Source organism: Streptomyces geranii (genome assembly GCF_002954775.1).
In the GTDB taxonomy this organism is placed as follows: Bacteria; Actinomycetota; Actinomycetes; order Streptomycetales; family Streptomycetaceae; genus Streptomyces; species Streptomyces geranii.
Genome location: NZ_PJME01000007.1, coordinates 114767 through 129074, shown reverse-complemented (window position 1 = coordinate 129074; position 14308 = coordinate 114767). Strand labels below are relative to the sequence as shown.

At 71.4% G+C, this 14308-nt stretch carries 3 protein-coding genes; all 3 read left to right on the top strand.

Annotation, left to right across the window (positions count from 1 at the left end; all coding sequences use genetic code 11):
* The first annotated feature begins 24 nt into the window (after positions 1-24).
* From CW359_RS12815 to CW359_RS12805, 3 genes are read left to right on the top strand one after another with little or no spacing between them, the layout of a single operon-like run.
* A complete protein-coding gene (locus tag CW359_RS12815; protein WP_157968531.1) occupies positions 25-7344 on the top strand; it encodes a hypothetical protein in 7320 nt (2439 codons plus the stop codon).
* Positions 7345-7346: 2 nt separating this feature from the next.
* Positions 7347-11012: a hypothetical protein gene (locus CW359_RS45210; RefSeq protein WP_157968530.1), complete on the top strand. Its 3666-nt coding sequence runs from the start codon at positions 7347-7349 to the stop codon at positions 11010-11012.
* Positions 11009-14188, top strand: a complete 3180-nt coding sequence (locus tag CW359_RS12805; protein WP_105970021.1) for a phospholipase D-like domain-containing protein — start codon at positions 11009-11011, stop codon at positions 14186-14188. The genes CW359_RS45210 and CW359_RS12805 overlap by 4 nt, the downstream gene beginning before the upstream one ends.
* The last annotated feature ends 120 nt before the right edge of the window (positions 14189-14308 follow it).

Here is a 14308-nt window from a genome sequence, read left to right as displayed (position 1 = left end):
AGTCTTCGACACTACGGTGTCGCCATGGCCAATCTGGCCCTGCTCGATCTTGTTCTGCCGTATGTCCTCCGTGGGGAGAACATCGGTCCAACTCACGCCGCTCTGAGCGTGTTGAGGGTTGTGCAGTTCGAGTCTGCGATCGACGACTTCGGCGTGGCGATCCGCGGCCACTGCGAGGTGAACGGGTCGCTCGACTTCTTCCCGAGCAACGGCACGCTCGTGGCAGGTGGTGTCGACGAGGCGAGCCCGCCACACGACCCGTCACGCAGTGACCCGATCTTCGATCTTCGCGACACCACGATCGACTTCGAGCTCTTCGTCCCGCGTCAGGCGTCGCAGATCCTCGCCGAGGCCCAGATGGGGCTCAATGCCGCCGCGTCCGACACCTCTGCCCTGCTCGACGACCTGGCGGTCGTCACGCCGAGCGACTACCCGTCGACCGGGTTCGTTTTCGATCTCATCCTCAACGCCCCCAAGGTTCGGCCGCCTTTCCTGCATCCCGCCAAGGTGAGCCCGATCGGGACTCTCATGCCCGATGGCTCGGTGACGGACGTCGCCCTCGTCCTACCCCGGATGCGCTTCAGGTTCAGTCACGGAAATGCCACCGGCACCCAGCTCGTCCTTTCGTTCGTGGGCGCCGGCGTGTCGAGTCTCGACGACCCGGGCAGTGTCGAGGTGTCGCAGTTCATCTCGATGGAACCGCCATACGCGTATCTCGGCGACGCCGACGCGCGCGCCGTAGGTATCGGGTTCCGCAGTGCCACGCTCGATCTTGACGGCGACTTCACTCCGCCGGCGTTGCGCGACAAAGCAGGGGTGGGTGACGACTGGACCGGCCTGTACCTGCCCGAGGTGCGGGTGTTCGTCGCCCCGGACGGGCTGCGCAACCTGGCCTTCGAGTGCGGTGCGCAGGAGCTGCTGATCGGACTCGGTCGCACCACCGGCATCTGGGGCGACTTCGACGCCGCGCTTGTGCAGCAGGGCGGCAGTGACCTGAAGCTGCTCCCACGCTTCCAGGCCGGGGACAAGACGTTCGGCGTCACGCTCGGCGCCAAAGACGCCGCCACCGGGGTGGTGGCGGCTGAAGCGCGCGTGCCACAGCAGTCGACACTCATCGTCGACGTCGTCGGCGGCCGCGCGCCCTACATCCGCAAGGTGACGATAAACGGCACGCTGCAGCCGACCGCTGTGCAGTACGACCTCGACCTCGGCACCAACGGGACCTCCACAATCGACATCGAGGTGCGGTCCGGGTCACCCACCGCGCAGCCGGTCGAAATGCACATCGCCGTCACCCGGTTGACGCCCGAGGTGACGGTGGGCGTGCCCGGCGGCGGCACACCCGGCGGCGGCTCAAAGAGTGCCAAGATCACCGCGACCACGGGCCCGTTCACCTTCGTGCTGAGCGAAGGTCCCGGCGAGCAGGTGACGCTGCGCAGCTCGCCTCCGGACCCGGCGCTGGTGTGGAGCGCGCCTGCCGGCGGCTCGTTGCCGGCGATCACCAACGCGGGTCCCGGCGCCGAGCTGACCAGCTCGGTCGCGGCCGGGACGGACCGCCTGTTCTCCGTGACGAAGCCGGCCCTGCCGAGCCCCGCCTCGCTCGACTACTACTTCTTCTTCAACAGCTCGGGCGCGGATGGTTCGGCAGCGATGTCGACCCAGCCGGCCGTCAGCAGAGGGGCGCACACGTGGTCACCGGGCGCCCAGGATCCCGTCGCCGCCTACGGCGAGCACTTTCAGAACCTCGCCGTCGGCACGACGATCACCATCGTCGGCGATGCCAGCTTCGAGGGCGACCTCAAGCAGAAGGGCCGCAACACGTCCCTGGCATGGCGCCGGGCGATCGCGGTGCAAACGTCGGTCGCGGCCCGGTTCTCGGCCAAGCACTTCAACTTCGTGATCCAGCCGGCGGTCGCGGACCCCCAGGCGCCGACGACGGCTGAGCAGAACGCGTGGGCGACAGCCGTCGGCTGGACGTCGCACGCGGCGCCGAACGACCGCCAGCACTGGAGGGCGACCGTCTCGTTCACGCCGAACACGCCCGCCGGCAGCGGGACCGTGGCCGTGCACCGCGATGCCGCGGAGACGCCGAAGCCGCCGGCGCCGGCCAAGGACCCGCCGGTGCCCGAGGTGTCGCCGCCACCGAGATGGTTCCGATCGGCCAAGGTCGCCGTGCGCGTCGTCGACAGCCAGCTGATCGCCCTCCAGCTCGACCTGGAAGTCGACATCAACACGATGACCGAGGAGAAGCTGCAGGGGCAGATGGCCAACGCCCCGGCGGGCACGCAGCTGCCGCGCGGCAAGACGCTCGACCATGGCACGCCGGTCGGGCCGGGCAACCCCGCCGATGGGATCATGGCGATGCGCGCGCTCGTCCAGAGCGACCCCTCGACCGGGCGCTGGACGACGCTGCTCACGGTCGGCGCCGACCCCGCCGACACCGACGGCCTCGTGCACTTCGGGTGGATCCCGCAGGTCGACCCGATGCCGGCGTCCAAGGACCTCGGTGTCACGTTCCTCGGCTCCTACCTCAGCTTCTGGCCGATGCTCGCCCAGGTCCCTGCGGTCGATGCCGTGCGCAACGCCGCCGAGGGCCGCGAGGGGGGTGTGGTCGACGCTACCTTGGCGGGGGCCGCCCTGGTCGTCCCCGGTGTCGTGGCCGCCCTGCCGTGGTTCGCGGTCGAGCGCGTGATCCTGTTCGGCGTCGAGTACCTGCACAGCCAGCTCGGCGACGGCTTCACCGCCACGGTGCTCGCCGACGTCGAGATCGACTGGTCGATCGACCTCCTCGGCCTTGTCACGATCAAGCGCGAGCAGCCGCTGAAGATCCGCTACAAGGCGATCGGGCTGAGCCTCACCAACCGCGACGGCGACGACGACGGCAGCACCCCGGGCGCGCGCTGGGACTTCCGGCCAGTGTTCGACTCCACGCGGGGCTACACAATCGACGTCGCCAGCGGCGGTGGGTTGCACATCGCCGAGCCCCTCGGCCAGATCCTGCGTGTCCTTGGTGCTCGGATGTCGCGCTCCAACCCGATGACGCTGGAGGTCGACATCGCCCTCGGCGTCGACCTCGGGGTGGTCTGCATCGACCAGGCCAGCGTGCGCGCCTACCTCGACGACCCGACGCGCCTGCCCGAGCTCACCGCTCTCGCCGCCCGCATCGACATCCCCGGCGTGATCGCCGGCGCGGGCTACATGCGCATCGGCAACGAGGTCGACTCGGATAGCAACACGATCGGCACCATCGGCGGTCAGCTCGACTTGACCATCCGCCCGGTGAGCGTCCGCGTCTGCGCCGCGGTCGAGGTGGCGACGATCACCGAAGCCGCGACCGGCCGTCAGACGACCGGCGTCTACGTCGGGCTCAGCGTCGTGCTCCCGGCCGGCATCCCGCTCGGTAGCACCGGCCTCGGCATCTTCGGCTTCCGCGGCATCTTCGGCATGCACTACGAGCGCAACGCCGAGATCGGCGCCAACACCGGCGTGCCGGCGCTGGCCTGGCTGAAGGCGGCCGGCGGCCAGCCCCACCTGCTGCGGGGCCCTGACCTATCCGGCCCTGGTACCGGCCTGATCCTGTGGAAGCCGAAGATCGACCACTGGGCCTTCGGTGTCGGGATCCTCATCGGCACGATGGAGGGCGGCTACCTGATCAACCTGGACGGCACGTTCCTGCTCGAGCTGCCCGGGCCGCGCGTGCTGATCATGATGAACGCCCGCATCGTGTCGCCGCCGCCCAGCGTCGGCGAGCTGGGGATGACGGTGGGCATCCTCGCGGTGATCGAGATCACGCCGGAGTACTTCCTCATCGGGATCCTCGTCACGTGGGAGGTCCAGAGCCTCGTCAAGATTGTCATCCCGGTCGAGGCGGTGTTCCCCTTCGGCGCCGACGCCCAGGACTGGCACATCTACCTGGGTGCCCGCAAGGACTACGGCGGCCCGTCGGTCGAGATCGACGTGCTCGGCATCGTCAAGGGCACGGGCTACCTGATGTTCCGCGGCGACGGGCTCAACCAGTTCGACAACGGCCACGCCACGCTGCCGGCGCTCACCGGATTCGCGATCGCGTTCGGTGCCGCGGCATCGTTCACGTGGGGCGACGTCGACGCCGGCCTCTACATCAAGGTCGGCGGCGGGATGGACGCCGAGCTCGGCTTCAAGCCGTTCACGATCGCCGGCAACATCTACGTCGCCGGCGAGCTGCGCCTGTGGATCGTGTCCGTCGGCGCCGACGCCTCGCTCACCGTCATCGTGGCCGAGAACGATGCCGGCGACGACCTGAACGTGTCGGTCCACGGCCAGGCCTGCGGTCACGTCACTTTCTTCTTCTTCTCAGTGTCGGGATGCGTCGACATCACCATCAGCAGCCCCGACCCGGTCGCGCCGTACCCGCCGCTGGTCGAGAAGGTCTCGTTACAGTCGCGCTCGCCCGCGCTGGCGCAGGGCTCGGCCGTGGATCGTGGCGTCGACACCAGCCTGGGCCAGGCGCCCGAGCAGACCGGTGGCCTGCCGGCCGACGGCGACATGCCGGTGGTGCCGATCGACGCCATCCCGGTGATCTCGATGCTCGTGCCACCGGTCGCCTCGGCCGACGTGACGGTGGGCGGGCTCGGCACGCCGCTCGAGACGGCACCCGGCGTGGGTGTCGACGGCTTCGCCGAGCGCTCCGGCGATCGGTACCACTACGAGATCACCGGCATCCGCCTCGAACGGGTGAAGGGCAACGGCCAGCTCGACTCGCCGGTGCTCGCGGGAGGCTCGGGCACCGGCGCGGCACCGGTGGTGTGGTGGACGATCAACCCGTCGACGAAGGCCAACCCGGCGGCCCAGCTCGCCCTGCTGACCTGGCAGGCGACTCCGGCCACGAAGGCGATCGAGTACACGGAGAAGCTGACCGCGACGATCACCGACCGCTGGGGCAGCGTGTGCACTCCCGCGGCGCCGCCGGCCGAGGTGCTGTGGACGTTTCTGCTGGAGCCGTTCGGACCATCTGCCGCCGGGTGGGATCTCGAGGGCGTCGCCTGGCCCGATCCACCCCGCACGCAGCGCAGCACGCCGCCGGGCACGTCGTTGCATGTCGGTGAGCGGTGGCGCACCGGGGACGCGCAGCTCGATGCGCTCCGCGGAGTGATCCCGGCCATCGTGATCGGCTCGACGGTGAGGTGCGACCGTGGCGACGTCCACCCAGGTGGTCCCGACATCAACGTTGTGCTCGGCACGACGCTTGCCCACGTCCCGCCCGATGTGCCCCGCTCACCCCGCTTCGTGGCCAAGACCGAGCTGGCGGCGACGGGCATCGATGCGCTCGTCGAGGGACCCGCCGCGGCGGCGACGTTCGACCACCTGCTGCAGCAGACGGCGCTGGGCGCGGCCGTGCCCTCGCCGCTCTGGCACCTGGGCCTGCAGTCGCTCGACCGCACGGTCGTCCCCACGGTGCTGCCGGCGGCGGCCCAGGGCGGTCTGTGCCCGGTGAAGGCGCTCCAGGCCCCGATGCTCGACAACGGTCTGGCGACCAACTTCGCCGACAAGGCGACGCGGCGCACGCTGGCGGGCGCCGGCATCAAGGACGAGCAGCGCGACCTCTTCGATGTCGTACAGCTACACACCGGTGCCTACAACTCGCTCGGCCTGCTGCTGTTCGTGCCCCGAGCGGTCGCCGCGTCCAAGACGCTGGTCGTGCGGGTGCTGGACGGCGCCGGGGCCGAGACCGGTCGGGTAGTGGTCACCAGCAGCGACCTTCTGGCGAGCGGCAAGGCGCTGCCCCCGGACTGGGTCGATCCCGCGGGGCCCTGGGCGGGCAGCGTCGAGGACCTGGTGCAGTGGGCGAACACCACTCCGACGCTGCCGGCCTACGTCAAGGTGCCATCGGTGAAGAACCCCGGAGCGATCGTCGAGATCGGCCTGACGACGCCCGCTTCGGCCGGGCAGCCTGGCGTCACCCCCGGACCCGCCACCCACGTCGAGCCGGGCAAGGGCGGTGTCTCGGCGCGGTACCTCGTCGCCGCGATCGGCCTGGTGTCGGCGGCCGAGGTCGCCCGAAATGACTGGGACCAGCACGGGATCGACAAGGACCACGACACCGTCACCAACGCCGTCGGTCCGGCGAGCAGCGACCACGCCCTCCTCGAGCCCGACTCGCGCTACCGCGTCGTGGTTGAGTACTTCGCCACCCGCAAGAGCGACGCGGAGACGCTCGGCGATGCCGCGCACCCGGCGAGCCAGACCTTCTGGTTCCGCACCGACACCATCGCCGCCGATCCGGCGGACACCACCCGGCTCATCTACACCGACACGCCCGATGCGGTGCCGGTGCGCCTCGACCCGTGGACGATGCTGACGATGCCCGACGACAATGAGAAGGGCTGGTTCGGCCGCGAAAAGCTGCGTCTCGTCTTCAACACCCACGACGTCGACCGCTTCTTCGGGTCCTACGGCAAGGAACTCCGCCTGCGCCTGGAGGCCGCGAACGGCCAGCACCCCGAGAGCACCGCCACGACGCCGCACCCGATGCCGATCAACGCGACGACACTCACCCCGATCGAGGCGACGCTACTGTCACCCTGGGACAAGGCGCTCACCGAGGCCGTCGGTCGGGGCGAACTGGCCTGCATCGACATCGACTTCACGCGCGTCCAGCACAGCGAGGTGCAGTTCGACGTCCCGCTGCACCCGTTCATGGAGTATCTCTTCGACGTCGAGCTCGTGGATCAGGGCGCCGCCGAGTCGACCCGGGGTCCGCGGGTGTTCCGTCGCCACTTCACCACCGGCGGCTTCGGCACCATCGAGGGCTTCGCCTGGTCGGTGTCGAGCGTGCTGCGCTCGGCCCGGGCGTGCCCGGTCGCCACGTTCACCACGATGCTGTCGACCCTGGGATCGCACCCGGCGGGCAGCGCTGTCGACTCCTTCCTGGCCGGCTTCCAGATCGAGCCGCTCGGCGTGCCGGACCACCCGCAGGTCGTCGTGTTCTGGCAGCAGGACGGCACTGCCGACCCGCAGCCGGCGGCGATCATGATCGACGCCACCGAGCCGCTGTCGCGCTCGCGCAACTACCCGCACGAGATCACCGACACGACCGTGACCGACGCCCCGCAGCGGTGGATCCTCGAACCACGCGAGTGGCTGACCGTGCGCGGCGGCGGCGACCCGGGAGCGGTGGCGGGCGTCGTGTACGCCCCGGGCGACCAGCGGGTGTTCGTGGTCCTCGCCCCGGACTCGCGCGGCCGGCACGTCACCGTCGATCTGGTCTCGTCGGCGATGCCCGACCTGCCGTTCCTCGACGACGGCGAGCACGCCTACAGCCTCGTCGATGTCACGCTCGACCATGCTCCCTGGGAAGAGGTGTAGCGATGGCCCGACGCGTCGACCCACACGCCTTCATGGTCATCGGCGCCGTCACCGACTGGGCCGCCATCGGGGCCGCCCAGGCCCAGCAGGTGGCCGCTGAGGAGCTCGCCAAGCAACGAGGCCTGCAGAGCCCGCGGGTGCTGCAGCTGCGCTGGTTCTTCGACCCCGCCCTCGGTTACCCGCGGACGCCGTTCACGATCTGGGCGCGGGTCCGCAAGGGCGGCGGCACGGCCCCAGCTGCCATCAGCTTCACCCCGTTCCTGTTCGGGAGCGTCCCGGCGCTGGTCCTCGACGCGGCCTACCCCGAGGTGCTCGTCGACGTCAGCGGTGGCCCGGGCGGCAGCGCGCTCGGCATCAGCGGCATGCCGCTGGCCGCACCGATCGTCGCCATCGAACCGGTCGCCCCCGGGGCCACGTCCGTGCGCCTGGCCGGTCCCGAGATACACGTCGTGGTGCTGCCCACTGGCACCACCGTGAACGGGGTGTTCGCCCTCGACAGCTCGGTCGCCGACGACAAGGCCTGGCAGCCGATCGAGATCGTCGGCCTGCCCGGTGACGGCACCACCGCCACCGGAACCGACCTGCTCGCCAAGCAGGGCCTCGTCAACGCACTCACCGATGGCGTGTCGGCGGCCCACGACCGCTTCACCCGCGGCGCCCCGTTCTTCGGGTGGGACACCCGACTCGAGCCCGGCGCCGCCGCACCCGCGTGGCTGCTCGCCGATCCGACGGCGATGATCAAGCTGTTCCAGTCGGAGATGCTGGCCGACTTCATCGACATGGTCGACAATGCCGCCGCCGCCGACCAGCAGCTCCGCACCTACGTGCGCACGCTGGCCACGCCGACGGGCCAGACGGCGCAGGCGACCTTCAACCCGCTCCGCCTGCTGGTGATCGGCGCCACCACCGACCCGCTGAACTCCCTTGTCACCGGGTTCGGCACCGCCTACGACGCCTCGTTCCTCGGCGAACGGGCCGTGGGCGTCACTACGCACGTCGAGACGAAGCTCGCCACGAACATCAGCCCGCAGGTCGACTTCATGGTCACCGCCACGTTCGTCGACACCCTCGGCAAGGACGTCGAGCGGGCGGCGCTGCTGCTCGGAGGAGTGAGCACGAGCCTGTCCCCCGCCACCCCCGCCGCAGTCGCCGCCGTGAACCAGGGCGTGCAGTCACCCGACGCGCTCGACGGCCCGTTCCGTCCCGTGGTCACGGTCTCATGGGACGCCACGCCGACGATGCTGCCGTTCCACCTCGGCAGCCAGGCCCTCGCCCGCCGCGGCGTGGCTCCACCATCGGGGTCGTCGGCGCTGATGGACAGGCGCCCCGGTGACGTCGCCCTGCAGCCGATCGGCGCCTCGGTCAGTACGACCAACCCGCAGCGGCGCACCCTGTCGGATGCCTCGTACGCCATCGACGGCACGATCGCCACCAACACCGTTCGCTACGCGGTGGCGACGCAGGACATCTTCGGGCGCTGGTCGAGATGGGGCAACGCGTCGTGCGACGCGGCGGAGCCGTCACCGGGCAGGGCGACCCTGCTCGGGCCGCGGCTCGACACCACGCCCGCCCCGGGGCCGTGCCCGGCCACGCTCACCGTCGACGTGTCGTGGGACTGGGCCAACCGCAGCCCGCAGACCGTCGACGTGGTCAGCCGTCGCTACGGCCAGGTGTGGCAGCAGGACCCGCCCGCCGACCTCTCCGTGCCGGTGATGCCGGGCGCGTTCCGCACGAGCTCCTCCGGCATGCTGGCCTCGATCACGTTCGCCCCCGACGGCTCGATCGCCGCGGTCGCATCGGGGGCCGGTCTGACAGCAACGCTCCAGCACCTGTCACCCGACTCCACCGAGATCGTCGTCGCCCCGGTCACCCTGCGAGCCCCGCGCCGCTACCGCCTCACGGTGACCGGCTTCGACCTCGACTTCGACGTGAACGGCACCTGGGGCCTGGCACTGTGGGCCCGTGGCACCGAGCACGTCGCGCCATTCCGCATCGGGCCGTGGACATCGACGCCGTCGGTGACCTCTGCCTCCGACCCGCGGCCACCCATGATCCAGTCGACGTACGAGGCGGTGCGGCTCGCGAGCCTCCGCGACGCCGAGGGCGCGCACCACGCCGAGCCGGTGTGGACACCGATGGCGGGATCGGTCGGGTACCGCGTCTACACCGCGGCCGAGTCGACCTTCCGGGCGCTCACCGGCATGTCAGTCGCCGCGGGCGGCATGACCCTGACGCAACGCCTGGCGGCGCTGCGGGCGACGTTCCAGGCGAACCCGGCACGGCGACCATTCACGCGCGTGTCCGCGGAGACCGTGACGGGCACGTCGATGCAGGTCTCCCTGCCGCGGGGCACGAAGGACATCCACCTCTTCGTCGTCCTGGGCGTCAGCGCGGGCGGCGTCGAATCGGACTGGCCGGTGGCCACCGACGCGCAGTGCGGCAAACGCTTCCTCGCCTTCGCCGCGCCGCAGACCGTCGCGCCCGGCCCGCCGACTTTGGAGGTGGCGCTCGCCGGCAACGGCCAAGACACCGCCTTCGCCGCCCAAGTGCGGGTCAAGACCGTCGCCGGGGCCCGAGTGTCCAAGGTCGACCTGCACCGGGTGCGCGTGGCCGACGCCGCAGTGTCGGTCGACACGATGGGTCCGCCGGTGGCGACGATCAGCGGGAGCGGAGGCGGGTTCACCGTCGCCGCCACCCCGGCCGGTGATCCCGATGAGCGCACCGACGACGGACGCGAGCAGCCGATCGGCACCATCACCGGCCTCGACACCGTGACCGGCTCATGGAAGCCGGTGTTCTATCGCGCCGTGGCCTGGGGCACCGACGACGCCGACCGCGGCCAGTACGGCGTGCGGTCCCAGGCCAGTGTGGTGCGCCAGGTGGTCGTTCCGCCGTCGATCCCGCCCGACCTGAGTGGGCTCGGCTTCGTCCTCCCGGTGGCCGGCTCGGCCAACGCCCGCGTTGACTTCACCACCGCTGCTCCGGTGGCGCCGACGACGCTCGGCCCGCATGTGCTCGAGGCCGAGGTGGTCGCGACGGACGCTGCGGGCGTGTCGAGGACGGTCGACCTCGTCGTGGCCAGGGCGGGGCTCGACGAGTTCGACACCGCCGAGCCGGGGGCCGGGCTGTCCGGCTTGTGGCGGGATCCGACCGCGGGTGGGGTCACGCCGTTGCACCTGCTGGTGCGGCGCTCGGACCCGGCAGCGACGCTGCGCGTGCGCGTCCGGCTCACCGACCCCCTCGGTCGCATCACCGAGCGCACGATCGACATCCCCGTGGTGCCGCCCGTGCAGTCGCCCGACATCACCAACCCGACGCTCACCACCGTCACCGGGGGCACGATCCTGGCCTTCACCACTTCGGTGCCCAACACCGCTCCCGGGGTCGGGCCGTACCGGGTCGAGGTCACGTTGCGGCCGACCACGGGTCGCGTGGCCCGGCGTGCCGAGAACCTGGGCGACATCCCCGTCGCCCAGGCCAACGAGGACATCTTCGCTGTCGCCACCGAGGCGATCCCGGTCCGCCGCACGCGGCGCTTCCTCGGCGGCACTTCGATTGCCGTCGGTGTCCGTCGCGCCGGCACCGTCACGGTCTCGGTCGTCGCCCCCGACGGCCCGACCGTGAGCGTCAACCGCCGCATCACCGGAAGGGTCGTGAGATTCCCGTGAGCGACATCACCTCGGTGACCGTGCTGACCGCGGCCGACGCCGCCAACCAGCTGCAGAGCAAGGGCTTCGACGCTCTCGGGCTCACCGTCCCGGCGTTCGGCACGCAGTGGTCCACGGCCGGCACCACCGCCGACGACACGACGCTGCGCCTGTCGGTCACCGGCCCGCGCGCGCCGTTCACCGGCACGTTCCGCCTCGAGACCTCGCCGGTGACGCTGGCGGCGGTCACCGGCGACCCGATCAGCTCGCCGGCGGGCGTGCTGCGCCTGCACCCCGAGGCCGTGCACCGCCTGGAGACGCTCGTGCGCCTCCGGTACGGCGGGCTGCAGCGCCCGGTGCCCGTTGCGATGGTGGTCCACGGCGTGACGATCCCGGCCGGGCCGCAGCTCGTGTCGTGGTTCCGCGGCGGGGACGACATGGGCATCACCGGCACCCACGACGTCTCCTTCCACGACCGCCGCGGCCTGATCATCGATCCCGTCGCGGTGGCGGCGCTGCTCGCCGACCTGATGCTGTTCCGCCCCGCCCTCGTCGCGGCCGGCGCCGGTGGGTCGGCATCGTTGCCGGGCGGCATCTCGACGATCGCCAACCTGATCGGGCCCGCGGTCCGGGTCCACGTCGTCAGCCCCCACGGTGCCGCCTACCGTTCGCGTCGCCCCGTGGCCGAGCTCGAGGTGATCGACCAGACCGGCTCGTTCGTCCGCGCCGTGCCGGCGTCGGGCATCGTCGACCTCGCCACCGCCGAGCGCCTGGGCCGGGCGACCACTCACGCCGTCGCGGACGCGGCGGCCGGCGCCCCGCTGCTGTGGGGGCTGGCGCCGGACGGGACGCTCGATACCACGCCCCTCGCCGCGCCGCTGCTGCCCACCACCGGCAACCCCCCGAGCCCGACCCGCCAGTTCTTCCGCGTCGTCGCCGTCGACCTGGGCTGGCACCTCCTCGGCAACCGCGGCATCGCCTCCGGCGACGCTGCCGTGCCGGGCGAGACCGGTCGAGCCGCCGAGGCACCGGTCCCGGCTGTCCGCAAGAGCGCGTCGAACTTCGACTTCCTCATTGACGGCAACGACATCCTCGGCGCGATGGGAGCCATCTCGGCCGCGCTACCTCCCCCCGGGCCCGACCAGCGGGCGCTGCTCAGCTCGCCGGTGATCGAGACCACGGTGCCACTGCCACCGTCGGCCGGGGCGCTCGGGCACTGGCCGGCGTTCCCACCCGGGCCGCCCCCGAGCGCTGGCGACACGGCGGCGATCCGTCGCTACGACGCCACCGGCACCGCCCTACCGACCGCCACGTGGCGCACCCCCGCCAGCGGTCCCAACCGCGACGTGATCGTGTCATTCCCGGCCGGCTCGCTGCCCGCCGGTACGCACGTGCGGGTCTACCCGCGCACGTTCAAGCAACTGCGCGGCATCAACCAGGATCCGTCGTTCGTCCGGGGTGACGGCGGAGCGGCGATCGTGCCGACCACCGGCGATGCCGAGCTGCTGCTCGTGAACCCGTTCCTACTGACCCCGACCGACACCGGGCCCGACCCGACCCTGATCACGATCGACATCGTCGCCGTCGGCCGCGACGGCACGCGCCGGCTGCTGTCGTCCACGCAGATCGCGGTCGGCGCGCCCCAACAGTTCACCGACAACCTCGCCGACTTCGGGGGCACCACCTCGGCGTCGGTCGCCGCACTGCTGGCCGTGCCCGGCAACACTGCCATCGCGCCGGCCACCGCGTTCGGCAACCCGCAGGTGCCGGCACCGCCCGCGCTACCCTCGCTCCCGGCCAGCCCGACGGTGGACGACGTGCTGGCCTGGGTGCGCACGCTGGCCAACGAGACGACGTCGCCCCGGATCGGACCGCACCTGCCGACGCAGGAACGCTTCGACACGATTCTCGCGCTCGGCTCGGTGCCCACCGGCCAGCAGATCTACGCCTGGGACGCCGTGCTCTCCGGGGCCCGCTTCGGTCTCGAGTCGCGGTGCGCCAGCCCCGATCTCGCCGACCCCGGCAACCCGGCAGGGCCCGACGCGCACATCACGGGCGTGCGGGTCGGCGGCCAGCTCGCCTACGACCTGGCCTTCCATGCCCTCAAGCGCTGCCTGCCGATCATCCCGCTCGGTGGGCCGGCGGGCTGGATCGTGCAGTCCGCCGGTGCCAACTGGGACGTGCCCGACCCCGATCCCGAACCGCCATCCGGCCAGCCCTTCATGGCCGGTGCCGTGCTCGAGACGATCGCCCCGCTCATCGACTCTCCCGAGCTCTCGTTCCTACCACTGCCGCCGACCGGCGCTTCGGTCAGCGCGCTCGTCGGCCAGGTCGCGGCCGCCCTCGGCGCCCCTGCCCCGGTGGTGGCCATCGCCAACGAGGCCCGTCTGCTGCGCGAGCTGCAGGGCGAGATCCAGACCGCCAAGGACGGCCAGCGCGACGCCATGTGGTCGATCGCCCGCGCCGTCGCCGAGGCCCGTGAGTACGTCCTCATCGAGTCGCCGATGTTCGGCCGCACCGCCCGCCCCGACGGCACGCACCCCGAGGACGGCCTCGTCGACCTCGTCACGCTGCTCGTCACCCGCCTCAACGAGAACCCCCGGCTCAAGGTCATGGTCTGCGTGCCGAGGTTCCCCGACTTCCCCGTCGAGCAGGAGAACTGGTTCCGCGCCGCGCTGGTGCAGCGCAAGACCGCGCTCGAACTCCTCGTCGCGGCCGACACCAACCGGGTGGCCGCCTTCCACCCGATCGGCTTCCCCGGGCGCACCACCGTCGGACGGGGCACCGTCGTACTCGTCGACGACGCGTACGCACTCGTCGGCACCTCGCACTGGCGCCGCCGCGGGATGACCTTCGACGGCGGATGCGACCTTGTCAGCATCGACCGCCGGCTCGATGACGCCGGCTCGTCCGCCGCAATCGCCCGCTTCCGTCAGGAGCTGCTCGCCGCCCGGCTGGGCGTGCCGATCCCGACCGGCGCGCCGACCACCTCGGCGTTGTGGACCCGCCTCGCCGAGCCCGAGTCTGCCTTCGACGCCGTACGCGACCTGCTCCAGTCCGGTGGACAAGGCCGTTGCACCCCAGTGTGGGCCGGCCCCACCGACACGGCCGTGATCCCCGAGACCGACGACAAGACCGATCCGAACGGCAAGCTCGGTGTCGGGTTGCTCAGCACGCTGCTGGGGCTCGTGCCGTAGCGGGGAGCTTAAGAAGCTGCACGTGGTCTGCGACAACACCGGCGCACGGTGGCATACCCCAACTTCAAGGAAATCTTGCCAAGGCCACTTCAACGTGTACGTCGACACCAGGCGACTGCC

Bases quoted from the DNA above. Each gene is read 5' to 3' on its own strand.
- CW359_RS12815 (WP_157968531.1), top strand. From the start codon at position 25: ATGGCCAATCTGGCCCTGCTCGATCTTGTTCTGCCGTATGTCCTCCGT.
- CW359_RS45210 (WP_157968530.1), top strand. From the start codon at position 7,347: ATGGCCCGACGCGTCGACCCACACGCCTTCATGGTCATCGGCGCCGTC.